Annotated in this window: 20 protein-coding genes; 5 read left to right on the top strand and 15 right to left on the bottom strand. The window is 66.1% G+C overall.

All coding sequences use genetic code 11. The features are described 5' to 3' along the window. Positions 1-10: 10 nt before the first annotated feature. The 4 genes from C7402_RS24810 to C7402_RS24795 form a co-directional block, all read right to left on the bottom strand. Positions 11-814, bottom strand: coding sequence for an SDR family NAD(P)-dependent oxidoreductase (locus C7402_RS24810; protein WP_116612519.1), 804 nt, complete (start codon positions 812-814; stop codon positions 11-13). A 20-nt stretch (positions 815-834) separates the two neighbouring features. After that, positions 835-2,736, bottom strand: a complete 1,902-nt coding sequence (locus C7402_RS24805) for a TRAP transporter large permease (protein WP_116612518.1) — start codon at positions 2,734-2,736, stop codon at positions 835-837. Between the two features lie 3 nt (positions 2,737-2,739). Further along, positions 2,740-3,759: a TRAP transporter substrate-binding protein gene (locus C7402_RS24800; RefSeq protein WP_112177925.1), complete on the bottom strand. Its 1,020-nt coding sequence runs from the start codon at positions 3,757-3,759 to the stop codon at positions 2,740-2,742. Positions 3,760-3,902: 143 nt separating this feature from the next. After that, a complete protein-coding gene (locus C7402_RS24795; RefSeq protein ID WP_244314933.1) occupies positions 3,903-5,042 on the bottom strand; it encodes a sigma-54-dependent Fis family transcriptional regulator in 1,140 nt (379 codons plus the stop codon). Between the two features lie 260 nt (positions 5,043-5,302). On the opposite strand from C7402_RS24795, the gene C7402_RS24790 reads away from it, so the two are divergent. The 3 genes from C7402_RS24790 (at position 5,303) to C7402_RS24780 (ending at position 7,459) form a co-directional block, all read left to right on the top strand. Next, positions 5,303-6,202, top strand: a complete 900-nt coding sequence (locus tag C7402_RS24790; RefSeq protein ID WP_112177927.1) for a LysR family transcriptional regulator — start codon at positions 5,303-5,305, stop codon at positions 6,200-6,202. A gap of 227 nt (positions 6,203-6,429) precedes the next feature. Then, positions 6,430-7,023, top strand: a complete 594-nt coding sequence (locus tag C7402_RS24785) for a PPC domain-containing DNA-binding protein (protein ID WP_116612516.1) — start codon at positions 6,430-6,432, stop codon at positions 7,021-7,023. Positions 7,024-7,027: 4 nt separating this feature from the next. Next, entirely contained in the window at positions 7,028-7,459 is a 432-nt protein-coding gene (locus tag C7402_RS24780; RefSeq protein WP_116612515.1) for a PPC domain-containing DNA-binding protein, read from the top strand. A gap of 49 nt (positions 7,460-7,508) precedes the next feature. On the opposite strand, the gene C7402_RS24775 is transcribed toward C7402_RS24780, so the two are convergent. The 7 genes from C7402_RS24775 to C7402_RS24745 form a co-directional block, all read right to left on the bottom strand. After that, positions 7,509-9,038: a 3-hydroxyacyl-CoA dehydrogenase gene (locus C7402_RS24775; RefSeq protein ID WP_116612514.1), complete on the bottom strand. Its 1,530-nt coding sequence runs from the start codon at positions 9,036-9,038 to the stop codon at positions 7,509-7,511. Between the two features lie 39 nt (positions 9,039-9,077). After that, on the bottom strand, positions 9,078-10,424 hold the full coding sequence (locus C7402_RS24770; protein WP_224044070.1) for an MFS transporter: 1,347 nt from the start codon (positions 10,422-10,424) through the stop codon (positions 9,078-9,080). Positions 10,425-10,493: 69 nt separating this feature from the next. Next, on the bottom strand, positions 10,494-11,162 hold the full coding sequence (locus C7402_RS24765; RefSeq protein ID WP_112177930.1) for a 3-oxoacid CoA-transferase subunit B: 669 nt from the start codon (positions 11,160-11,162) through the stop codon (positions 10,494-10,496). Beyond that, positions 11,152-11,829 carry a 3-oxoacid CoA-transferase subunit A gene (locus C7402_RS24760; RefSeq protein ID WP_116612513.1) on the bottom strand — a complete coding sequence of 226 codons (678 nt, stop codon included), beginning with the start codon at positions 11,827-11,829 and terminating at the stop codon, positions 11,152-11,154. Before C7402_RS24760 ends, C7402_RS24765 begins: the two co-directional genes overlap by 11 nt. A gap of 55 nt (positions 11,830-11,884) precedes the next feature. Beyond that, positions 11,885-13,057 carry an acetyl-CoA acetyltransferase gene (locus C7402_RS24755; protein WP_116612512.1) on the bottom strand — a complete coding sequence of 391 codons (1,173 nt, stop codon included), beginning with the start codon at positions 13,055-13,057 and terminating at the stop codon, positions 11,885-11,887. Continuing rightward, positions 13,054-13,470: a Zn-ribbon domain-containing OB-fold protein gene (locus C7402_RS24750; RefSeq protein ID WP_116612511.1), complete on the bottom strand. Its 417-nt coding sequence runs from the start codon at positions 13,468-13,470 to the stop codon at positions 13,054-13,056. Before C7402_RS24750 ends, C7402_RS24755 begins: the two co-directional genes overlap by 4 nt. Before the next feature lie 51 nt (positions 13,471-13,521). After that, entirely contained in the window at positions 13,522-14,886 is a 1,365-nt protein-coding gene (locus tag C7402_RS24745) for a class-II fumarase/aspartase family protein (RefSeq protein WP_112177934.1), read from the bottom strand. A gap of 107 nt (positions 14,887-14,993) precedes the next feature. Here C7402_RS24745 and C7402_RS24740 point away from each other — a divergent pair, with 107 nt between their 5' ends. Together C7402_RS24740 and C7402_RS24735 are read left to right on the top strand one after the other, a co-directional pair. Continuing rightward, positions 14,994-15,758, top strand: a complete 765-nt coding sequence (locus tag C7402_RS24740) for a GntR family transcriptional regulator (protein ID WP_244314932.1) — start codon at positions 14,994-14,996, stop codon at positions 15,756-15,758. A 175-nt stretch (positions 15,759-15,933) separates the two neighbouring features. Then, positions 15,934-16,713, top strand: coding sequence for a hypothetical protein (locus C7402_RS24735; protein ID WP_112177936.1), 780 nt, complete (start codon positions 15,934-15,936; stop codon positions 16,711-16,713). 24 nt (positions 16,714-16,737) lie between these two features. On the opposite strand, the gene C7402_RS24730 is transcribed toward C7402_RS24735, so the two are convergent. The 4 genes from C7402_RS24730 to C7402_RS24715 all read right to left on the bottom strand — a co-directional run bounded on the left by C7402_RS24730 (position 16,738) and on the right by C7402_RS24715 (position 25,249). Continuing rightward, positions 16,738-19,956 (bottom strand): CHAT domain-containing protein, encoded by a 3,219-nt coding sequence (locus C7402_RS24730; protein ID WP_116612510.1) that lies wholly within the window; start codon positions 19,954-19,956, stop codon positions 16,738-16,740. After that, complete coding sequence (locus C7402_RS24725; protein ID WP_116612509.1) at positions 19,953-23,372, bottom strand: CHAT domain-containing protein; 3,420 nt, start codon at positions 23,370-23,372, stop codon at positions 19,953-19,955. The genes C7402_RS24730 and C7402_RS24725 overlap by 4 nt, the downstream gene beginning before the upstream one ends. Before the next feature lie 46 nt (positions 23,373-23,418). After that, positions 23,419-24,174: a lysozyme family protein gene (locus C7402_RS24720; protein ID WP_116612508.1), complete on the bottom strand. Its 756-nt coding sequence runs from the start codon at positions 24,172-24,174 to the stop codon at positions 23,419-23,421. 358 nt (positions 24,175-24,532) lie between these two features. Beyond that, positions 24,533-25,249: an O-methyltransferase gene (locus C7402_RS24715; protein ID WP_116612507.1), complete on the bottom strand. Its 717-nt coding sequence runs from the start codon at positions 25,247-25,249 to the stop codon at positions 24,533-24,535. Positions 25,250-25,258: the final 9 nt, after the last annotated feature.

Below are 25,258 nucleotides of genomic sequence, written 5' to 3'. Positions count from 1 at the left end.
TTGAAACCGCTCAGATTTCGAGCACGCCTGCCGCGACGAAGCCGCCGTCCACCGCGAGCGTCTGTCCGGTGACGTACGAGGCGTCTTCGGAAGCGAGGAACGCCACCGCCCCTGCGATCTCGTCGGGCGTGCCATAACGGCGCATCGGCACCGCGCGCAGATAGTTGTCGCGCGCCACGTCCGAATGCAGCGCCGCCACCATCGGCGTTTCGATCGGCCCCGGCGCAATGGCGTTGGCGGTGATGCCGTGATCCGCCAGCTCGATCGCCATCTGGCGCGTGAGCCCGATCACCGCCGACTTCGAAGTGCCGTAGGCCGTGCGCCCCGCGCTCGCGCGGATGCCGCTCACCGAGGCGATGTTGATCACGCGGCCCCAGCGGCGCTTGATCATGTGGTGCGAAACGCGCTGCGCGAGCAGCATCGGCCCCGTCACGTTCACCTCCATCACGGCGCGCCAGTGGTCGACGGGATAGCTTTCGAACGGATAGGTCTTCGCAATGCCCGCATTGTTGACGAGCACGTCGCAGCGCTCGAAGCGCGTGCCGATCTGCTCGACGAGCGACTCGATCGACGCGGCGCTGCCGACGTCGAGCGCCATCGCAACGGCTTCGTGGCCCTGCTCGCGGGCTTCGCGCGCCGTGGCCTCGGCGGCCGCGACGTTGAGGTCGGCGACGACGACGGTGAAGCCGTCGTCCGCGAGGCGGCGGGCGATGGCGGCGCCAATGCCCATGGCGCCGCCGGTGACGAGTGCGACGCGTCCACGCGCGTTGTTGACACGGCGGGCGGCAGTTTCGGAAACGGTGATATCTAGCATGAACGACTCCGGATTGCGGATCAGAAAGAAGGAGCGGCGGAAAGGAAGCCGGTGGAAATCCACGGCACGAACGTCACGACGACGAGCGCCACGAGGAGCGCGAGCAGATAGCGCCAGACGCGGCGGCCCACACCGTCGGGCGAGACCTTGCCGATTGCGCAGGCCGCATAGAAGCCCACGCCGAAAGGCGGTGCGAAGAGGCCCAGGCCCATCGCGAGGATCACGACCATGGCGTAGTGCACGTCGTTGATATGCAGCGCGTGCGCGGCGGGAAACAGCAGCGGGCCGAACAGCACGATGGCGGGAATGCCTTCGAGCACGCTGCCCAGAATGGCGAAGCAGACGATCGTGACGAGCAGGAAGCCGGTCTTGCCGCCGGGCACGCTCTGCATCATGTCGACGAGCTGGCCCGAGAAGCCCGAGCGCGTGAGCGCCCATGCCATCGAGGTCGCGAGGCCGATGATGAGCAAGATCGCGCCGGAAAGCGCGGCCGCGTCCACGAGCATGCGGTACAGGCGGCGCAGTGGCACGGGCTTGCCCGCCGCGCGAGCCGCGAGCGCGAACAGCAGCGTATAGGCCACGCCGAGCGTCGAGACTTCGGTGGCGGTGGCGATGCCTTCCACCACGGCCACGCGAATCAGCACCGGCAGCACCAGCGCGGGCAGCGCCACGACGAAGGTGCGCGCGATCTGCGCGAACGGCGCGCGGGCGGCACTGGCCGCGCTCTCGCGGCGTGCGCGCAGCCAGCACACCGCGCCGATCAGCAGCGTGGCGACCACGGCGGGCATCAGGCCGCCCACGAACAGCGCGCTGATCGACACGCCGCAAACCGCGCCGATCGTGATGAGCACGAGGCTGGGCGGAATGGTCTCAGTCATGGCGCCCGATGCGGCGAGCAGCGCGGCAAGCTCCTCGGGATCGGAGCCCCGTTTGCGCATCTCGGGAAAGAGCGCGGGCGCGACGGCGGCCATGTCGGCGGCCTTCGAGCCCGAAATGCCCGAGACGAGGAAGATCGCGCCGAGCAGCACGAATTGCAGACCGCCGCGCACATGCCCGAGCAGCGCGCACATGAAGTCGATGAGCGAGCGCGCCAGCCCGCTCATTTCGAGCAGCGAGCCGAGCAGCACGAACACGGGCACGGCAAGCAGCACGAGATTGGCCATGCCCTCGTCCATGCGGCTCACCACGATGCCTAGCGGCGCATGCGTGACGAGCGTGAGATAGCTCACCGTGGCAATGCCAAACGCAAAGGCAATGGGTGTGCCCACAACGATCGCACCGGCCACGAGCGCCACGAAGAACACGAGCAGATTGAGGTTGCCCATGGCGAGCAGCGCGGGCGCGGCAAGCCAGAGCGCGACAGCCACGGCCCCTACCGTGACGATGGCCGCGATCCGCGCCCTGATGCCGGGCAACGCAAGCATGCGCGCGACGGCCACGCAGAACATCAGCGCCGCGCCCACGGGCAAGGCCATGGCGCGCCAGCCGTCGGGCATGTCGAGCGCCGGGGTGGATATCTCCATCTGGCCGCTCGCATGGTGCGCGGCGGGCACGACGATCATGGCTACGAACACGCACACGACGAGCGACGCAACGCTCTGCGCCCACGCCTGCCACGCAGGCGACCAGCGTTTGACCACGGCGGTCATCTTCATGTGCTCGCCGCGCAGGAGGGCGAGCACCGAGCCGAGCATCGCGAGCCAGCTAAAGAGCGCCGAGGCCAGTTCGTCGGACCACACGAGCGGCGAGTCGAGCGCATAACGCCAGATCACGCCGCACAGCAAGATCCCGACTTCGGCCACCAGCAGCGCGGCGGCGGCGAACTCGACGAGATGAATCACGGCGCGCGACACCGCGCGGGCCGGACTGATGGGCGCGCCCGCCTGCGAGCCGCCCTGAGCGAGAGTTTGCGAAGTCTGCATGGTTCACCCCAGCTTGCCGGAATACTTTTCCAGTAGCGCCCACGCCTGCGGGCCGAACTTTTTCTGCCAGTCGGCGTAGAAGCCCGAGGCCTGCAACTGCTTGCGGAACGCTGCCTGATCCACTTCGTTGAACTTCAGCCCCACGCCTTCGAGCTTCGCGCGCAGGTTCTGGTCCATCTGGACCACGTCCTGACGCTGCTTGACCGCCGCGTCGTTCACGGCGTTGCGCACGATGGCCTGGAGGTCGGGAGGCAAACGCGAGAACGAGTCCTTGTTGCCGAGGAACCAGAACCCGTCCCACATGTGGTTGGTGAGCGAGCAAAACTTCTGCACTTCGTACAGCTTGCCCGTGTAGATGATCGAAAGCGGGTTCTCCTGGCCTTCCACCACATGCGTCTGCAAGGCCGAATACACCTCGGCGAAATTCACGCTCGCGGGCGAGGCGCCAAAGTCCTTGAACATGGAGGTCCAAAGCGGGCTGGGCGGCACGCGCAGCTTCACGCCCTGCAAGTCCTTCGGCTGCGCCACCGGCTTCGCGGCCATCGTGATCTGGCGAAAACCGCCGTTCCAGATCTTGTCGAACGCGAAGATCGAGGTGGCGCCGATCTGCTTGCGCACATGCGCGCCGAGGTCGCCGTCGAGCGCGGCCCAGACGTTGTCGTAGTCCTTGAACGCGAAGCCCATGCCGCTGATCTGCGCGGCCGGAATGAAGGTGCCGAGAATGAGCGGCGAGAGCGTGAAGAAGTCCACCGCGCCCGAGCGCAATTGCGAAAGGGTGTCGGTGTCGCTGCCGAGCTGGTTGTTCGGGAACACCTGGAGTTCCACGCGCCCTTTCGACTCCGCGAGCACGCGCGCGGCCATCTCTTTCGCGCGGGCGTTCATGGGGTGCGCGGCCGGCAGATTGTTCGCGTAACGCAGCGTGAATTCGGCGGCGCGCGCGGGCCGCGAGACGAGCGAAAGCGCGGGAGCCGCGGCGGCGAGCGAAAGCGCCTGAAGGAACGAACGTCTACTGATGTGCTGCATGGTTGTCTCCTGTTGAGCCGGTGTGCCGGCCTTATGTGAAAACGGCGGTGAGAACAGCAGTCAAAACGGCGGCGCTCACCACTTGAACCTGCGGAAATGACGTTGAGTCGCCAAAGCGCTGGCGTGCGCCCCGGCGCTGCGGGTCAGGCGAACCGGGGGCGACCTGGCCTGCCGAGGCCGGCTTGCGCCCGTTCGCTTTCGAGAGCGTCGGACAGCGCGAGCGATTCGCCATCGACGAGCGTGGCGCCCGAGTCGCGAATATGAGGAATCCCGAGCGACTTGAGCTGACGATAGAGCGTCGATCGGCAGATGCCGAGATCGCGCGCAGCCACCGAGAGGTTCCAGCGCGTATGCGCGAGCACGCGAAGCACGCGTTCGCGCTGCGCGCCGCGCTTCGTATGCGGATCGGCACTGACCTGAGGTGGCGCGCTACGCGGTGCAGATGCGTGGAGGCGTGATTCGGCATGCGCCCGCACGCGCAGCAGTTCGTGGGGAAGATCGCCTTCCTCGATATGCGCGTTGCGAGCCACCGCGCAGGCGTAGCGCAGCGCGGCGCGCAACTGCCGCACGTTGCCGGGCCACTCGCACGCGAGCAGGTGCTGCCATGCGGCCGATGTGATCGTCACCGCACGTCCGCTTTCTTCCTGCGCGATGGCGAGGGCCAGCGCGCGCAGATCGCTGCGCTCGCGCAGCGGCGGCAGATGCAGCACGCCCACGGCAACGCGGTAATAGAGGTCGGCGCGAAAGAGCCCGGCTTCGACGAGCGCATCGAGCCGCTGATGCGTCGCGCAAATGAGCTGGAAGTCGAGCGCGACGGGCGCGGCGGCGCCCAGCGGCGTGATTTCGCGTTCGGAGAGCGCGCGTAGCAGGCGCGCTTGCTGTGCGGCCGGCATGTCGCCAATCTCGTCGAGGAACAGCGTGCCGCCGTGCGCCTGAGCGAGTTTGCCCTTCATGCCGCCTGGCAGCGCGCCGGAAAACGCACCGCGTGCATAACCGAAGAGTTCGCTCTCGATGAGCGTCTCGGGAATCGAGGCGCAGTTCAGCGCCACGATCGGTTCGGCACGGCGCGCGCCGTACGCGTGCAGTGCGCGGGCGAGCAGCTCCTTGCCGGTGCCGGTCTCGCCGAGAATCAATACGGGTAAGCCACGATCGATAAAGCGCTTGCCGCGAATCATCACCTCGCGCATGGCGCTGTCCATCTCTGCCTGCTCGTCCAGATCGTGGCGCGGGTCGTTCCCTTGGTGCCAGACTGGGACGTGGTGGGCTGCTTTGTGGGCGCTCACGAATGTCTCCGTTCTTGGGGGCGGCGGCCGTGGCCGCCTGCTTTCGGTCTTCGCATGCCTGCCCGCTTCGGCTTGTGGCGCTCGCGTGCTGCATTGCTGTAGCGGTGAGAGTAGTGCGCGCGATTAATATTTTCCAATACAATAATCGTCACGCTGTAATACCTCTTGGGTATCAATGCATTCGCACGGGCATCAGAGGCTTGCACCGCAGCCGGCAAGGCGCAATCGCAGGCCCGCTATTCATGGAGACAGGCCCTCATATGGAATTGCGGCATCTTCAGTACTTCGCGGTGCTGGGCGAAACCCTGCATTTCGGGCGCGCGGCCGAACGCCTGCACATCTCACAGCCGCCGCTGTCACGCCAGATCGCGTTGCTCGAGGAGGAGTTGGGCGTCGTGCTACTCGATCGCACGCGGCGCTCGGTCAAGCTCTCGGCGGCCGGCGAACGCTTTCTTCAGGACGCCAAGGACATCCTCGCCTCGGTCGAGCGCGCCAAGCGCAACGCGCTCACGGCAAGCCTCGGCCATAGCGGCTCGCTTTCGGTGGGCTTCATGTTCGCCGCGGCCTATAGCGTCGTGCCGCCCATCACGCGGGCGTACACCTCCGAGTTTCCGGGCGTGGACGTGCACCTCACCGAGTCCATTCCGCGCCTGCTGATGCAGGACATTCGCGAGAGCAACACCGACGTCGCGATCATGTATCCGCCGAGCGAGCTCGAAGGGCTGGAAACCCGCACCGTGTTCAGCGAGCCGCTCGTGGTCGCCCTGCCCGCCGAGCATCCGCTCGCGCGGCGCACCGGCACGCTCGACGCCGCCCAGTTGCGCGGCGAGTCCTTCCTGATCTCGCCGCGCGTGGCCGCGCCGTACATCTACGACGCGATCGTCTCGCACTGCAAACGCTGCGGCTTCACGCCCAAGATCCGGCTGGAAACCAACTATCAGCAGACAATAGTCAACCTCGTGGGCCAGGGGATAGGCGTCGCGCTCGTGCATCGTTCGATGAAAACCGCCCGGCCGATCAACGTGAAATTCCGCACGCTCGCGAATCCGCCTTACGTCGACGTGAACGTGACCTGGAACGGGCTCAACCACAATCCCTGCATTCAGACCTTCGTCGCCCTCTCGGAAAAGCTGGGCGCGGAGCTGAAGCCCGGCGGATAAAGATATGCGCGGGCATGCGCGGGCATGCGCGACAGGTGTCGCGTTTTCGCGCGACACCTGTCGCATGGCGGGACACACGCTGCATGCCCGCGCGCCGCGCGTTCGTATCGGCGCAACGCGCGCCGCCACGGCCTTCGCATTCGTTGCGCACGCATCGTTTTCACACCGGCATCGTTCTTGCATGAAGGCAGCCGCCCTATCCGGGCATTGCCAGGAGAACCCCTTCCATGCTTCAAACGATGTTTCCACCGGACGGCCTTGCGGCACAAGCGCAAGCCGCGCGCCGGAATCTGGCCGGCACGCCGGTTTTTGCCGCTCCCGTCACGCATCCGGGTCGCGCGCAAGCGCCCCGCGTGCTCGACGCCACAACCGGAAATCGCACGCGCGAGTTCAACGTCATCTTGCCCGGCGGCACGCGGGTTGGCGCCGCGTTGCGCGGCCTGCTCGATGGCTGGGGTGCCGGCGCGGGCTGCGGCCGCATCGTGGCCGGCGCGTGCGCGCGGGTGCAGTACCACGTCATGACGCACGCCACCGAAGGCCCGCGCCCCTATGTGTATGGACCGCCCATCGTCACGAGCGGCGAGAACACGCTAATCGGCGCGGCCATCACCATCGGCCGGCGCCAGGATGGCGTGCGCATTCTGCACTGCCACGGCGGCTTCGTCGACGCGCAGGGACGACATCACGGCGGCCACGTGATTCTCGATGAAACATTCGCGGCCGCCACGGGCCTGCATATTCGCCTGTGCCTGTTCGACGGCATCGATCTGGTGGTCTCGCCCGACGCCGAAACAACTTTTGATCTGCTCCAACCGGTCTGAATCCATGAACACATCCGCCTCTCCTGCCATCACCGTCGAATCGGGCCACTACGGCCGTCTCGTTGTCGCCCGCCTCAAACCTGGCGAGGATCTCGTCGAAGCGCTCATTCAGTTGTGCGAGTCGCATGGAATCCGGCGTGCTGTTGTTCGCAGCGCGGTAGGCAGTCTGCTGGAAGCACGACTCGCGCACGGGTCCGCAGAGGCCGCGCAATCGGTCAACGTGCCAGGGCCGGGCGTGGAAATTCTCAACGCGTTCGGCGAAGTCTCGCTCGACGACGGCGCGCGCACGTCCATTAGCGGCATGGTGGCCGACACGCAGGGCCGCATGTACGCGGGCTATTTCGTGCCCGGCGCGAACCGCTCCTTCATTACCATCGAGGTGACGTTGCAGGAATGGATCGTGGAGGGATGGACGCAGGAGAGCGTGCCTGCGTGATCGTGATCGCCGCAGCGCCTCGCCTGGTTGCGCCGTGCGGCATGCGCAATCAGGTGCTGGCTTCAGGCGTAGCAAGCGGAATACCGAGCGCGGCTCGTCTCGACAACCAGGGGCTGGGTCGATAACGCGGCTCGCGGTAACGTTCGTGCAGCGCCTCAAGAATCCGCAACACCCCCTTCGCGCCAAGCGAATCGCCAAGCGCAAACGGTCCTTGTGGATACGCCAGGGCCAGCTTTACCGTGTTGTCGATATCGGAAGGCGACGCGATGCGCTGCTGCGCCATATTGCACGCCACATTCACGATCGACGCGCAGATTCGCTGCGTGACAAAACCGGGACTATCGTTGATCACCGAAACAGGTATTCCGTCTGTCGCCAGAATGGCCTTCGCCTGATCGCGAAACAAGGCGTCCGTGACCGGCGTGAGCATCACCGTGCGGCGCCGGTCCAGGAATAGCGGGTCGACCGCCACCGTATGGCGCGGGTCGGTTTGCTGGCGAACGCAAGCCGCCGTCGCGTCTTCGCCAATGGGAAGCAGGATGGCCAAAGCCCCGGCGGAGGGCTTTTCGCCCGCTTCCAGATGGACGTTCGACGCGCGCGCCAACGCGCGTATCGCATCGTGGCCGGACGTGTCGCCTGCCTCGACCCAAACCGGAATGTCGCGAAGCGCGGGCGCGCTCGCGGGTACGCCAGGGTTGCGCCTGCCGCTTTCGTCGTACTCGTAAAAGCCCCGCCGCGTCTTTCGCCCGAGCAGCCCGCCCGCCAGGCGCTGACGCGTGATCAGCGAAGGCTGAAACCGCGGCTCCTCGTAAAACTGCCGATAAATCGATTCCCCGGCGACATGCGACACATCGAGACCGGTCAGGTCGAACAGTTCGAAAGGCCCCATGCGGAACCCACACGCGTCACGGAGAATCTCGTCGATCACGGCGAAATCCGCGACGCCTTCGGACGCAATGCGCAACGCTTCGGGGCCGTAGCCCCTGCCCGCATGATTGGCGATAAAGCCCGGGCTGTCCTTCGCGCGAACAGGCTCGTGTCCGATCCGGCGAACGAGGTCGACGAGACGATCGCAGACCCACGGCGCGGTTCGCACGCCGTCAATGACCTCGGCGATTTTCATGCGCGGCACGGGGCTGAAAAAGTGCAGCCCGGCCACGCGCTCAGGATGCGCGCACCCTGCGGCGACTTCCGTCACCAATAACGAAGACGTATTGGTCGCCAGCACACAGTGCTCGCCCACGATCGACTCCAGCCGCCGAAGCAGTTCCTGCTTGGCGGGAAGCGATTCGATGATCGCCTCGATAACAACGGAGCACGATGCCACCTCCTCGAGTTGCATGGCTGGCGCGAGCCGGTTGCATGAGCGCGCTGCCTCTTGCGGATTCAACCGCCCCTTGTCGACCAAAGCATCCCATGCGTGTTTGATCTGTCCGCAGGCTTCGACGGCAGCGCCGGGCTTCGCATCGTACAACCGCACGCGGATACCGGCCTGAGCGGCGACTTGCGCAATGCCCCGCCCCATCAGCCCGGCTCCGATCACGCCGATTTCGAAGTCACTATCGAACACAGGCTTCATTGCCTTCATTCCTCGTCGTTGTTCAACGTGCACCGGCGATCACCGTGGCCTGATTGAGATGATCGCGGCCGCTCCGCAGAACAGCACCGCGGCAGCAACGTACGACCCCGCGCTGAGTTGATGCGTGACGCTCGCCATCCAGCCAATGACAGACGGCGCGATCAATCCTCCGATCTGGGCAACGCTGCTGATCAGCGCGATCGCCCCTGCCGCCGCCGTCCCGGTCAGAAAGCCGGTGGGAATGGTCCAGAAGATCGCCACGCACGACAAATAACCGACCGCCAGCACGGCAAGGCACACAATCGCCATGACGGTGTCGCCATGCAACAGTCCGAGGCCGATCGCACCGAACGCCGAGAGCGACGCCAGCGCGCCGAAGTGAAAGTGTCGTTCTTCGGTCGCGTCCGAATGACGCGAGAACAGGATCATGCCGATCGCGCCGACAATGAACGGCACCGCGGACAGCAAGCCGATGTGCCAGGCGCCCGTCACGCCCGACTGGCGGATAATCGCCGGCGCCCAGTAATTGAGGATGCTTCCGGCCCACGTGAGCGAAAACCAGCCCAACGTGCAGATATAAACCTTCGGATTGCGAAGCGCCTCGCCAAAGTGATGCGTCGCCTTTGTCACACCCGCCGCCACCTGGTGGCGCGCGAGCTCGCCTTTAATGGCTTCCCGCTCGGCCGCTGACAACCAGCGCGCATGGTCGGGACTATCCGGCAGATACGCCAGCGCAAAGAGTCCGGCAAGCACCGCCGGGATCCCTTCGAGCAGGAATAGCCACTGCCAGCTGCGCATGCCGTGCAGGCCTTCGGTCGAAGAGAGTATCCACCCGGATATCGGGCCGCCGACGATGCCCGCCACCGCAATGGCCAGCACGAACGTCGAGATGATGCGGGCGCGCAAGTGGTCGGGGAACCACGAGCTCAGGTAGAAGATGATGCCCGGAAAAAAGCCCGCTTCTGCGATGCCGAGTACGACGCGCGCCGTGTAGAACTGCATTGGCGTTTGCACGAACATCATCCCGGCCGACGCGATGCCCCACAAGATCATGATCCGCCCGATCGTCTTTCTCGCGCCGATCTTGCGCATGAGAAGATTGCTCGGCACTTCGAACAACACATAGCCGACGAAGAAAATGCCGACGCCGAAGCCGAACGCCGCTTCCGAGAGGTTCAGATCGGTGCGCAGTTGCAGATGCGCGAAGCTCAGATTCACGCGATCGATGTAATTGATCACGTAGCAGAGAAACAGGAACGGCACGAGCCGCGCCGCCACTCTCCGGAAAACGGATGCCGTCTGCTCGGCGGAGAACGCCGTGCCCGAAGGCTGCCCGGACGCCACCATCGGGTCGTTCGGGTTGTCTGCAAGTTGATGCGTGCTCAATGGGGTCTCCTCTATTAGTCTCGTCTGGTGGGCCGCCCGCTGCGCGCGGCGGCCCTCGTCAATGCGCGCCTAGTCGAGCGTCTCGACAGTTGGCGCGAACGCGAGGCGCGCGCCGGATGCGGCCTGAAGCGCTTCCCGACTGATCCCGCGTGCAAGCGCGCGGACCACGAAACCGCGCTCGCGCTCCACGTCGAGAATCGCCATGTCGGTGTAGACCGTGCTTACGACGCCCTTGCCGGTCAGCGGGAACGTGCAGGCGTCGAGCAGACGCGGCTCCCCTTTACGGGTCGTATGCTCCATCGCCACGATCACACGCCGCGCGCCGGCGACGAGGTCCATCGCGCCACCGATGCCGGGCACGCCGTCGTCGCCGGTAGACCAGCTCGCGATATCGCCGCTGCTCGACACCTGAAACGCGCCGAGCACGGTCGCGTCGAGGTGGCCTCCGCGCATCATCGCGAACGACAGTGACTGGTCGCTGATCGAGGTTCCCGTGACCATCTGCACATAGCCCTTGCTCGCATTGATCAGGTCCTGATCCTGCGGCTGCCCCGGCTCCAGATCCCTGAGCCCGAGAATGCCGTTCTCGCTGTGCAGGACGATTTCCTTCGTGGGATCGAGATAGCGCGCCACCAGCGTGGGAATTCCCAGTCCCAGGTTCACATAGCTGCCCGGTGCAATGTCCTGCGCGATGATCTGGGCAACGCGCTCCCGGCTCAATCTGTTCTCAGCGCCCACGCCCGCTCTCCTTTTGAACGATGGCTTCGATAAAAATGCCGGGGGTCATCACCGACTCCGGCGCAATGGCGCCGAGCGGCACGATGTCGTCGACCTGCGCAATCGCGTGCTTCGCCGCCATGCACATCACCGGGCCAAAGCCGCGCGAGGCGAGGCGCCAGGTCAGGTTCCCCCAGCGATCCGCGTGACAGGCCTTCACCAGCGCGAAGTCCGCATGCAGCGGCACTTCGAGCACATAGCCCTTGCCGTCGTATTCACGCTGTTCCTTGCCCTGGGCGATCGGCGTACCGTAGCCCGTCGGCGTGAAAAACGGGCCGAGCCCCGCGCCCGCCGCGCGCATGCGCTCGATCAGCGTGCCCTGCGGCACCAGTTCGAGTTCCACCCGCTTCGCTTTGTACAGCTCGGCGAACACGTCGGCACCGGACGATTTCGGATACGAGCAGATCACCTTGCGCACACGCCCCGCGAGAAGCAGCGCAGCCAGCCCGTTCGTGCCCGTTCCGGCGTTATTGCTGATGACGGTGAGGTCTTTCGCGCCGTGCTCGACCAGCGCGTCGAGCAGCTCGAATGGCAGCCCCGAGTCGCCGAATCCCGCCACCATCACCGACGCGCCGTCCGTGATCGGCGCCACGGCATCGCGCAGGGTGGGAACAATCTTGTTGATCATTGTCTTTTGGTCCGTCTTTTCAGAATCGCTTTCGCGTCCCTATGGATTGCATCGTTCACAACGCGGCGGCCGAACCGAGAATGGCGGTCGACTGACTCGACAGGGTCGCGCCGTTGCCGTGCACGAGCGCGATGTCCACCGGCCGCTGGCGCCCGCCTGCATCGCCGCGCAACTGCGTGACCGCCTCGATGATCAGGAACACGCCGTACATGCCTGGGTGTCCAAACGATAAGCCGCCGCCGTTCGTATTCACGGCGAGCGAGCCGCCTGGCGCCAGCGCGCCGCCCGACACGAAACGCCCGCCCTCGCCCTTCGGACAGAAACCGAGGTCTTCGAGAAAGAGAATCACGTTGATCGTGAACGCGTCGTACAGGCAGGCAAGATCGACGTCGCGCACGCCGACGCCCGCCATTTCAAATGCACGCCGGCCCGACGCACTGGCGGCAGTCACCGTCAGGTCGTCCATCGACGAAATCTGCCGGTGCCATACCTCGGTGGCATTGCCCAGCACGTAGGTCGGCTTGTGCGGACCGTGGCGCGCGCGGTCCGCACGCATCAAGACGAACGCGCCCGCGCCGTCGGTCAGCAGACAGCAGTCGCGCACGGTCAGCGGATCGCACACGGGACGCGCGTTCAGCACGTCGTCGATCGTCAGCGGGTCGCGCGAGTACGCGAGCGGATTCAGCCTCGCCCACTCGCGCGCGGCCACCGCGACTTCCGCGAGCTGTTCGCGCGTCGTGCCGTATTCGTGCATATGGCGCGCCGCGGCCAGTGCATACGCACTGATCGGCTGCATCGGCTGATATGGCGTTTCGTAGGGCTGGGGGTCGAGCACCTGGCGCATCTTGCCGACGGCCGCGCGATCGACCTTGCCGGTGCGCTGCGTGCTGCCGTAGCAAACGAGCACCGCATTGCAGGTGCCGTCCATCAACGCATGGATCGCCGGCCACAGATGCGCGACGAAGCTCGACCCGCCGAGCATCGTGCTGTCGATGAACGCCGGGCGGATGCCGAGATACTCGGCCACCGGCATCGCCCACATGGTGGCCGACGCGCTGCACGTGCAGAGGCCGTCGATATCGGCCATCGTGAGCCCGGCGTCGGCCACCGCGTTCATGGCGGCTTCGGCCAGGATTTCCATTTCGCTGAAGCCGCGCGCCGCGCCGAGCCCTGCCATACCGATGCCGGCAATCGCGGCCGCGCCGCGCAACGGGGAAGTCGTACTCATGCGTTGTTCTCCTCGCGCCGGAACAGCACCAGCGGCGTGTCGCCCGTCATGTCGACGAAGGCGCGCACGCGCTCGCCGCAACGCGGCGCACCCGGATCGACGCCCACCACACGCGACATCATTCGCACGCCTTCGTCGAGATCGACGAGGCACAGGTTCAGATCGCCGCCCGCTTCGGCGGGACGCCGCATCGCCGTGCTTGCGTAAATCGTGCCGAGTCCGCTCGGGCGTTTCCAGTCGAACGCACGGCCGCTACAGAACGGGCAGACGATGCGGGGATAGAACACCGCACGCGAGCACGACGTGCAGTGAGGAATGCGCCATTCGCCGGACGCCAGCCAGTCGAAATAACGCTGCTCGGGACCGCCCGGCGCATCGACTGCGCGCCCGCTCCCGTTCAATTCTGAGGTCATCGGTTCATCACCTTGCTTGTGTTGGATCGGTTCCCGGCCGAACGCGGCGAATCAGGCCGCCTCGTCCATCGCCCGCGAGAGGGCCACCGCGCGGTCCGCGAGCTGCGGCGCGAGGCCGAGATAGTTCGTGGGATCGGTCATCCGTTCGATCGCCGCGCGGTCGAAGTGCTGAGCAACCGCCGGCAGCGCGATCAGCGCCTCGGCAAGCGTGCCGCCCTTCCCGGCTACCGTGCGGCACGCGTCGTAGACGATGTCATGCGCCTGTTGCCGCCCGATGGCCGGCGCGAGCGCCATCATCACCGCCTCGGCAACGATCAGCCCCTTCGTGATGTCGAGGTTGCGGCGCATTTGCGCGGTATCGACGATCAGCCCGCCGAGCGCGAACTTCGCCTGATTCAGCGCGCCGGCCGTCAGGATGAAACTTTCCGGCAACGCAACCCATTCCGCGTGCCACGGCCCCGTCGCGCGCTCGAAGTCCTGCACCATCGCGTCGATCATCAGGCCTGCATGCTGCCGCACTGCTTTCGCCGCCGCGAGCATCAGTTCGCTGGAGATCGGATTGCGCTTCTGCGGCATCGTGCTGCTCGCGCCACGCCCCTTCACGAACGGTTCGTAGATTTCCGCGAACTCGGTCGACGCCATGATCATCAGGTCGTACGCGACCTTGCCGAGCGAACCGGTAATCAGCGCGAGCAGGTTGACCGCTTCCGCGAAGCCGTCGCGCGCGACGTGCCACGTCGTCGCCGGCATGCCGAGGCCGAGTTCGTCCGCCAGCGCCCGCTGCACGTCGAGCCCTTTGTCGCCGAGCGAAGCCAGCGTGCCGGCCGCGCCCGCGAACTCGACGAGCAGCACACGCTTCCTTAGTTCAGCCAGGCGTTCCTGATGACGATCGAACATGGCGAGCCACACGCCCGCCTTGTAGCCGAACGTCACCGGCAGCGCCTGCTGGAGATGCGTGCGCCCCGCCATCGGCGTGTCGCGATAGCGTTGCGCGAGATCCGCCAGATGGCCGCGCACGGCACGCAGATCCGCTTCGACGAGCGCGAGCGCGTCGCGAATCTGGAGCACGTTCGCAGTGTCCATGATGTCCTGGGTCGTCGCGCCCCAATGAACATAGCGACCGGCTTCGCCGCACATAGGGACCAACTGGTGCACGAGCGGCAGGATCGGATAGCCGACGATATCGGTTTCGTCGCGCATCAGGTCGAAGTCGATACGCTCGATGCGCGCCGACTCCGCGATGGCATCGGCCGCTTCACGCGGAATCACGCCGCAGCGCGCCTGCGCACGCGCGAGCGCGACTTCCACTTCGATATAGCGGGCGACGAGCCGCTTGTCGGAAAACACGTCGCGCATCTCGGCGGTACCGAATGCGTTGCGGAACAACACGGAGTCGATGACGGTACTGCTGCTCATATTGTGAATGTCGGTAGGCATATGTTATATTTAAACGGACATATCTACATGTCCGAACATATGCATCGTAGGCACCTCAGCACCTCGTCACTATGAGGGGAAACCCTATGCATTTACCCGAAGGCCAGTCCATGTCCGGAACGACAAAAATTCGACATAGCGAAATCGCGCGGCAGCTCACGGAGGCGATCCGTTCGGGCCGGTACCAGGTCGGGGCGCTGCTGCCCACGGAACTCGAACTGTGCGAGCAGTTCGGGACGAGCCGGCACACGGTGCGCGCCGCGTTGCAGGAGTTGCAACAGCTCGGCTTCGTGTCGCGCCGCAAGAACGTCGGCACGCGTGTCGAATCGAGCCGGCCGACCGGCGCCTATCAGGCGCTCGCGACCGTCGACGACCTTGCGCTGTTTGGCGCGACGCACGTGCGTGTGGTCCGCAACATCCAGCAGACGGTCGTGGATCTCGACACCGCGCGAGAGCTCGGCTGCGTCGGCGGCTCGCGCTGGCTCCAGATTTCAAGCCTGCGAATGGACGAAGCGAATTCCGGGGAGCCGATCGGCTGGACGGATGTTTATATCGAGCCTGGCTACAAGGAAGTGGGCGACATGATCCGCGCCGCGCCCAATACGCTGATTAGTTCGTTGATCGAAACGCACTACGGGCGGCAGATCGCGCACATCCAGCAGGAGATCCATGCGGTTGCCGTCGACGCGACGCTCGCCGGTGAGCTGAACGTCGATGCGGGCACGCCCGCGCTGAAGATCATCCGGCGCTACATGGATTCGTCAAACCAGATCTTCGAGATCAGTGTGTCGATTCACCCGGCCGACCGCTTCACGTTCTCCATGCAACTGACTCGCGACGCGCGTCGCTAACGAATCGAGCCGGCGCATGGGTGCGTGCGTGCATCACGACAAGCTCGAATGATGGCGTGGCATTGAAGGACGATGTCATGCGCACACGCGTGCTCCACAAGGATTCTCCTGCACGCCCTCGACGCATGCACTACGATGTATTGCGAAGAAGGCGTATTCCACACAGGAGCCGCTCATGCCCAACGTAACGATCGATTCCGCGCGTACGTATCTGCTCGGTGTCACGCTGCCGCCCGTCGACAAATCGCATGCATCGCTATTGCTCGACGACACCACGCCCAGTTTCGACGCGAGCAAGGACCAGGCCGTCGTCGTGGGCTCGGGTGTCGTGACGTTCGCACAAGGCGTGCCGCCCGAGCGCCGGCTCGCCGTCACGAACTCGCTGTTGCTCGCGCAACTCGTTGCGCGCCGCGCGGTGCCCGACGGCGGCGACCTCGACGACTGGTACAAGCAATACACCTCCGTGCTCGCGAACATCGGCTGGCTCGTGCAGACAACCACGACGACTCACACCGCCAACACGGCGAACGAATTCGAAACGCACGAAGCGATTCTCGCTGTCGCGACGCTATTGCTCGGCCCCGGCGCGGTGAGCGCCCTCGCGCTGATCACCACGACGCTCAACGCGCTCGCCAGCATGGACACGAGCAAGCCCTGGATCACGATCTTCGACCGCGAGACGCAGGCCGTGAATGCTTCGAGTTTTCAGGTCGCGCTGGCCCAAACCGAGCCCGACGGCAGCTTCGTCGTCTCGCTGATGGCCTTCGTCATCAAGGCCAACGCCGTCGTCACGCAGGTGCTCTTTTTCAAGGCGAAGCAGGAGGACGTTCAGTTCTCACACTACGCTTCGCAGGCGCAGATCGACACCACGATTCTCGACTCGCTCGAACCCGATCTCAGCAATCGCGTCGCGCAGCACAGCAAGAGCTATATCAGCCAGTTGCCGGACCTTTGACGGCGCATGCCGGGAGCGCGGCCATTACGGCCCCTGTGCCGTATCGGTCGCGGTCCAGTCGTGCAGTTGCGTGAGCAGCGAGTGGGCCGCGTCGCGTTCGGGGCTGGCCGACGCCTGCGCGTATTCGGCCAGCACGAAATCGCACTGATCGTAGAGCGCGCTCCAGTTGTTGCGGGCAGGCAGGCAGCGGTGCAGATCCGCGAGATCGCTCATCACCTGCTGCATGTTTTGCGCCAGCGCGCAGTGCGCGACGCTCTGATAAATCCAGACCGTACTGCGCGCCGAACGGCTCCAGAAGTCAGGCTCGGTCTCATCGTCCTCCGGCGAATCCGCGCCGATCAGGTTCCAGTCGGGCTCGCGGTATTGCTCCAGTTGCCCGGCGAGATGGGCAACAAGCTCGATCGCACAGCGCTGAATACGTACGTAGTACACCCTGGCATCGCCTGTGTCGCTGCCTGTCGCCTCCGCTCTCGCGTAGTGGCTCATGGCCTGGGCGATCGCGGCGAGTTGCGCGTCGCGGCAGCCTGCGAAGCGCTCGACCATCGCCAGCCGCATGCATGCCGAGCCGCATAGCGCAAGCCGCTCCATCGACGGGTACAGCGTGACGAGGTGCCCGAGACTCGAGGTCGTCGTCACGTAGATCCTGCGCGCCGCCTCGACGGCCGTTTGCAGTCGTGCCGCATCGCCCTCGAACGCAGCCTCCCGCACACGGTGCAGCGACAGCCGGACCTGGGTGAAGGCCAACTGATCGGTCGCATGCAGTGTCGCGCTGCCGTCGTTGGCCTGGACCGCCATCTGATACCACTTCGCGGCCTGCTCCAGATCGCCGGTTTCCTTCCAGGCGTCGGCGAACGCTTCGGCCACTTCGCCGATGCGCTCCCAGTGCGGCGCCGGTTGCGCATACTGCGCATGGAGGAATTCCAGCCGGACTCTGGCCGCTTCGATATCGGCGTTGTTCACGCGCAGTTCGGTCTGGATCTGCCGCAAGGCGATCATCAGGCCATGCGAGGAGGCGATGCACGCATAGCGGTCGGTCAGCGCCTTCTCCGCGTACTCGCGCCGACGCACGCCGTCGGCCGTCGGCCTGTCCTGGTCCAGCAGCGGCGCACGCAGATACCAGTCCGGGTCGCCATAGCACTGGTACGCGGCCCAGGTGTTGTTCTCGGGCGAATAAGCGGCTTCGCGCGCGATCGCCACGGCGTCGAGAAAGCGGCGGCGATCGAGCAACGCGTCGTAAAAGCTCGTGGCGAATTTCGCGGCGGCCACGTCGTCGACGGCCCATCCCGCCGCCACCACGCAGCGCACGCCGATGCGGATCAAGGCCTCGGCCACGCTCGCGGCGAAGTACGGCCGGTTCAGCGGCGGCACGACGACTTCGAGCAGACTGCCCGGGTCGCTGCGCGCCAGATAGCAGCAGTTGATGAACACGAGTTCCGGCACGCGCTGCATCTTCGCGAATTCGTCCGCGCCGAGAAATACGCCGTTCGAGAGCACCACGCCGCCCGCGCGCGCGGCGGCGCTTTTCGGGGCGGCGGCCCCTTCGTTGGGGCGGGCGTCGGCAGGCCCCGCGCCATTGCCGTTTGCCGATGCGCCGGCGGGCGTCGCGCCTGGGCTGCCCGTGGCCATGGCGGCAGGCGCGGTAAAAGCCGCCGGCCCGGGCGCAAAGGTGTCGGCGGCCGCGAGGTGGTCGGTGACCGGCAGGCCATGCCCCGCGATATGAACGACGCCCCAGTCGCTGTCGAGCAAGTTGACCACCACCTGGCGCGCGTCGGGGCCGCGTGCGGTGTCCGTCTCCGCGACGAGCGTCGTCACGCGGCGCGCCCCGGCAAGCCCGTTCGTCAACAGATCGCGCACCGCGCGCACTTCGCGCCGCGCGCCCGGCAAGAGCGGATAGCGGCGGTCGTCGGCGCATGGGTCGCCTATCAGCAGGATCGGCGCTTCCCGGCCCGTATCCTCCACCTCGCGGCGAAACTCCTGCGTACGCAGCTTGCGCAGCAACTTGGTCCGGATCGCCCAGGGCTTGTGGCCGCCGCTCCCGGTGTTATCCGCGCTCTCCAGGTCGCGCGTCGTATCGAGCAGTTCCCACGGAATGGCCGCCGTGCCGGAATCGAGCTCGATCTGCATTTCGCTCGACCCGTCGAGCAATGGCCGCATCTCCACGGGCACGAGCAGCTTGAACAACGTGCGCCCGACGCTCGCGTCGTTGCACGTGCTCGACGACGCCACGCTGACGAGTTCCTGAAGCAGCCGCCCTTGCGCCGCGACCGCGCGCACTTCGGTACGGGCGCGGCGCGTGTCGAGCGTATACACGATGGACGACGCGCCGTCCTGATCGACCTGCGTGGCGGCGGAAATCAGGTCGAAGTCCGCGCCGCGATAGCTCGATTCCAGCGGACGCAGCAACGCGCCGGTGCCGATGCGCACGTAATGCTGCACGTCATAGCAGCCGCGTGCCGAGTCGCTCAGCAGTTGCACGGCGCGCCAGCCTTCGACGGCGCGGTCGAGATACAGTTCGACCAGCGTCAGCGTGCCGACTTTCGGCCAGTTCACCGAAGCGAGCATGCGGCTCGCCTCCAGCACGCCTTCCGCCACCGACCGTGCAGCCAGGCCCGGCGACATGCCGGTGCCGCCGCTGCCCACCAGGGTGGCCGCGAGATCGAACCACGCGGGCACGCCGACCGCGCCCGTGCGCCTGCGCGCCTCTTCGGCCACATGTTGCGCCCAGGCGATGACGCCCAGCCGTGCCGCGCTAACGAGGCCGCTCGCGCGCAGATGCCCCTCGTCGCCCAGCCCCACGACGATCACCCCCGCCGGACGCGGCATGCTGCGCAGCGGATTGACGCGATCGACCGACGCGTTGACGAAGACCTGTTGCGCCTTGAGCGCCTGGGGATAGCGCCCGAGCCGGATCGACGTGCTCATCGCGCGGCCCACCAGCCAGTCGAGCACGCACTCCGCGCCGGCCAGGACGCTGCCGCGATAGTGGCCGCACATCACAGCCTCGTCGACGAATTTCAGGTCGGCGTTGATGACCTCGATGCGCAGCGGCGCGTTGGACACGGTGGATGCGTTCGACGCGTCGGCTTGCGCCGGGTCGCGCAACCCGGGGTTCGTCAATACCGGATGATGCTGGCCGAGCGAGACGCCGCGCAGCGCCACGACGTCCGGCGAGTCGCGCGGCGCGGCGGGCGAAGGGGGGGCGGCCGGGTCCGGCTCGCCGCCCAGGCCATAGACGACGCTCATCCCGCCGCTCCTGCCGCGCTCGCGCTCGCATCGCCGGGACGCTGCGCCGCTGCGCCTTCGGCAGCCGCCGCAGGCGCCGCCTTCGACGCCTGCAACGCGGGATCGATCCGCGTGTCGGCGTCGCAATGCACGGCGTAAAGCAGGCCCAGCGGGTTGAAATGCGCTTTCAGGAACTCGTCGCGCAGGCCGAGCATGACGTTGCCTAACGCTTTGCCCGCCAGGAATTCCTCGAAGAAACGGTTGGCCCACGCCTTCGCGAAGAGTGCCGGCGTCTTGCACTCGGTGCCGATCACGCCGCGCGCGCCCTTGTCCATGAAGTACGGTGCGAACCCGTCATAGAACGTCGACGACATTTCCGCCGACTCGCACGCGTTGATGAACACGAGCGGCTTGCCGGCCAGTCGCGTGTCGGTCGGCGCGCGCAGCTTCAGATCGTTGAGGCTCACAAGGCGGTCGGTGAGCTCGATGCAGGACGCGCCTGGGCCGCCAGGATCGGTCAACCCCTTCGAGACCGCGTGGCAATAGAGATAGAGGATCTGATCGGGCGTTTGCGCCTGACGCAGCGCCTTGATGAAATCGTCGCCGCTCTCGCGGTCTTCGATGGTCGTGCCCGCGCGCCCCTGCCAGAACGCGCGCTGCGAGGCGACCACGTCGACGCCCATTTGCGCATCGATGCCCGCATGAAAATTCAGGCTCACGTTCAGGCTCGGCGTGCTCGTGATCTCCGGCTCGGTCACCGCCATCGGATTCTGCAACGGGATTTGCTCGATGATGTGCCGCATGCCGAGAAAATTGTCCCAGCTATACGGTACGTCGCCGCTCACGTCGCCGAGGTACAGCAGCGGCCACGGCACCGGCAGCGTCTGCGCCACGATCTGGATCTTCAGCCGCAGGTCGGCACGCGTGCCGAGTTGCCGCAACGCGTTGCCGACGGCGCGCACGTCGTCGCCCGCGCCGGGACCATAGAAAAGCGTGCTCAGCAGGAGCGCGCCCGCGTCCGCCATGATCGGCAATGCCTTGTCGAGCGCATCCTGTGTCGCGTCGATGCCGCTCTGAAACACGTAGTTGCCGCCCGCGTCCCGGTACATGACGACTTTCATGAGGCTGTCGCGCGCGCTGCGGATATAGGCGTCGATCAATGCGGCGTTGACCGGCAGGCGCACGTGCGTCGCGACCGCGCCGCACAGCACGCATTCGTAATCGCCCGCCGCGCCCGGATAAATTTGCAGGCTCAGGTCGCGCGGCTGTAGCACGGCAAGGCCGTCGAGTCCGCGGCCGCGCGTGGCGACCTGCACGGCCGGGGCCGCCGCCGATCCCACCTCGAAAACCAGGTCGATCTGCTGGATGAACTGGCCGTCCTTCAGGATGGTCGCTTTCAGCGCGCACGGTCCGTCCTTGCGCGGCGCGATGTCGAAGCGCGCCTTCGAATAGCCCTTGCCCGTGGGCGGTATGCGCATCAAGCCCGTCTTCCCCGAAATGTCGAAGTCGTCGGTGTCGATCTGCACCGTGAGCACGACGGTGGCATCGTCGGGCCCGAACACGCCGCGCTCCGCGAACGGCACGCTGACCGGCGCGTCGTGGTGCGCGGTCACGTCCACGCCGAAGGCGAGCGTATGCCACTGCCCTTTGACGAGCGGATCGGCGGGCTCCATGTCCTCGAATTCGGCATTGATCCAGCGTGACGTTGCGGCGGGCGCGGGCGCGCTGCCGGGCGCGGCGGCCATGGCCGCCGGTGGTGGCGGTGGTGGCGGCGGCGATGCGGCCGGTGCGGCCGGTGCGGCGGCGCCTGACGACGCGGCGCCATCCGCAGCCATATCGGCAGGCGGCGCATCCGCGATATCGAGCAGCCCGCCGCGCTGCACGTCCGCCACGCCGGCGGGAGACGGCAACGTGTCCTCGATGTCGAGCAGGCCGCGTCGCGGCGGCAACGCGCCCAAAGGCGGATGCGCAGCCGGCGGCGCGACGGGCTTGGCAGGCTCGGCGGCAGCCGCGGCCGCCCCATCCGCCGACGCGCCTTCGAGCGCCGCCGACCAGAACGCATGCGCGACCTCGGGATGCGCGATGTCGCTATGCGCACCGGCCGGGCCGCTGCCGTTGCGGATCACGCCGCTCGCGTCGAAGTTGAATACGTGCGCGTCGCTGAAGTCGTAGCGCGCGTCGATCGCGCCGAGCGTCAACGCCACCGTTTCGGGCGCGCCCTGAATGCCGAACGCACCGACGCCGCCGTACTTCGGAAATGCATCGGCGCCCAGCAGAAATTGGCCCTTCGCCGCCGCGCCGAGCGGATAGAACTTGCCGACGGCGGTGTCCCAGCTCGACTGCGTCGTGAGCAGCGGCCCGCAAACAAGCGCGCCGTCGAGGATGCGCGAGAAGTAACCCGGCGTGCCCGGCGCAAACGGCACATCGGCCGCAAACGACCACAACGACAGTGCGCCCTGCACGAGGAATAGCGAATCAATGGGACGGTGCAGCGCCGGAATCGGCGTTTCAGCGCCCGTCGTGATCTCTCCGGCGATCATGCCCGAGACAACGATGCAGCCGAAGCTGTGCCCCATCAGGTGAAAGCGCGCGTTGGCGCTGGCGTTCTGCATCGCGCCGAGCAGCGCGTGCGCGCCGCCTTCGCCGAACGTGCGGGCGCGGTCCTTCATCTTCCAGAACGAGAGTTGCCGCAGCGGCGCGAGCACCGCATCCTTGAGCGCGCCCACGATCCCGAGCACATGCGGGGCCGCCGCGCCTGCACCCGCACCGCCGGGCACCGCTGCCGTCGCGGCCTGCGGAGCGACCGCGTCGACGATCGCCTGCGGATCGAAGCCGTCCTGATCGGCGCCCGGCCGGCCGGCGGCACTGCCCGTGCGCAGTTTCGAAGCGGTGAATAGCGTCTCGAAGTCCGCCAGCACATCGCCCGGCAGGTTCGTGTCGCTTGCGCCGTCCGCAAAATCGAAGATGCGTTGCAGCGCTTCTCGTGCGTCGGCGTCGGCGCCCAGTTGCCCGGCCAGCGTGTCGATCGCGTCACGGCTGGCGGCGTCCGCGCCGGTCGACAGCACACCGGCCGGCGACGCAGCACCGGCGGCGCTCGCGGGTACGGTCTCCATGCCCCACGGCAGGCTCGGCCAGTGCACGCCGATCACCATCGGATTGAAGGCCGGATTGCGCGCTTCCATGGCGGCGAGGTCCGCCTCGCACTGCGCCATCGCGCCAATCCAGCGATCGTACTGATCGATCGCCGCCGGCACATCGCCTTGCCAGCCGTGGCTGCACACGAACACGTCGGTGACCGGATCATCGGCCGCCGCGAGACGCGCCATGACCGCGGCGCTGAGCATCGTGCCGTCGGCTTCGGCACGCTCGCGGCCGTTCTCGTCGAACAGGATCAGGTAATAGGCAATATCGCTACCGGGAATGTTGCGGATCGGCATCGTGGTCTCCTTCGCGTTCTGTCTGCGCGGGGGCCTCGCACTTCACTCACGCGGCAAGCCCCTCTTCGAACAGCACGGCCTCCAGCTCACGTCGCTGCACGAGGCCGGCCATATTCGGATCTCCGGCCCACAAACGCTTCATCGAGCGAATCTGGGCGGGAATGTCCGCTAACTTCTGATTCTGGATGTCACTGCTGATTGCGCGCATCTCGGTGTAGCGATCGCCCGCGGCGTTGAACGATGCACCACGGTTGTACACGAGCGACACCAGGGCGCCGAGGCAATCGGGATTCAGGTTGGCCGCGGCTGGCGGCAGCGCCCCGAGCGTGCGCGACGTGTAGCGCGGTACGTCGGTCTGCCGGAAAACCGCGTTCGCCGCCGCGAACGGCACGGTCACGCCTTTGGTCTGCGCCAGGATCTGGCTGGCCGCCGCTCCCGTTTTGCCGCATGCCGGCGTGAGTGTCGCGACGGCCGCCGCGCCGAGCGACGCCGTCCAGTCTTTCGCAAGCTGCGCGGCGCTCGTGTAGCCGAGGTCGTATCCGATGCCGATCGTCACGCCCGAGTTGCCCTTCGGCCAGATCGGGTGCTGATAAAGCCTGTTATACGCAGCTTCGCTCGTCACCTCGAAGGCGATGATCATGTTGATCGCGCGGTCGGAAATCGGTGCGACGTCGAGCACGAGCAAAGGCGGTTCGGGGTGTTCGCTCTCGAAAAGCTTGCGCTCCTCATCGAGCGGCACGTCGGGCGACAACAATCCCGGCGTCTGAATGGTTTGCAGGAGCAACTGGTCGAAGGAAGACATGGTGTTCACCTCGTGTACCTTCTGGCACGCGCGGTTCGTCCAGACGCACCGCGTCCTGTTGATATACAAAGGACTGCAAACAAAGTAATGGATACAGCAGGCAGATCACGGGCCGACGTCCGGCGAGCAGGTAGACAGGGAGTATGGTCGGCGATCAGCGGGAACTCAAGTAACCCCACTGAAAGAATAGACGAAAATCTCCGCTGGCAATGCGGTTTTTTTATGGATTCGCGAGGCGCCGCCGCATGCTTTGCACCGGTTTGATAACGCGAGGTGCGTACCCGACCCTCCAACGAGGCGAACATGGAATGTATCGTTGCCCGCCGGGTGACCCGGCGTGACTCGAACGTTCGTGCGCTCAGGAAACGACGACGGTAAATTCGACGCCTGATTCAAAGTCCAGCGTGGTGGTCGAAAAGCGCGGGTCGTTGTCGAGGTAGTGCTTGTAAGGCCGAACCGCGTCCTCGGCCGTGTACATGTTGTCGGCGAGCACGATGGTTCCCGGGCGTAGCAGGCGCTCGATCTGCCTGAACAGCTTCAGATACGCATCGGCCCATACGTCGATAAACACCATGTCGAACGCGCCGTCGAGTTCGGCGACGGTCTGGAAAACATCGCCCTCGTGCAGGTCGACCCAGGCGTCCACGCCCGCCGCTTTGACGTGGGATCGAAGATAAGCGCATTTGACGGCATCGAGCTCGGTCGCGACAAGGGTGCCGCGGCCCAATGTGCGCAGGGCGTCAGCAAGATACAGCGTGGACACACCGCAGGAACTGCCTAGCTCGAGAATTCGAGCCGGTCTGTGCGAAAGAACCATGTTGTACAAGAACCGCCCCGTTTCCGCTGAAACGGCCAACGATAGCGGCGTGCCTTGCGAGGATTCGAAATCTTCGCTCGACAGCCCGAGCGTTTCGAGAAAGCGCCCACGCAGTCTGGGCGCAATCATTTCGTATTCCTCGGCGAGCGTGAGCCATTCCTCGCTCGGGCCCTGGAACTGCGCGCGTGCGCGGGCCATCACTTCTGACTGGCTCTGTTCGTGAAGCCGCCGCAAAAGAACGGAGGTCGATGAAGTCATGTTTCTTCC

The sequence above is a fragment of the Paraburkholderia unamae genome (assembly GCF_003096875.1).
In the GTDB taxonomy this organism is placed as follows: Bacteria; Pseudomonadota; Gammaproteobacteria; order Burkholderiales; family Burkholderiaceae; genus Paraburkholderia; species Paraburkholderia unamae.
The sequence above is the reverse complement of the archived record's forward strand: the minus strand, read 5'-3'. Positions and strand labels throughout refer to the sequence as shown.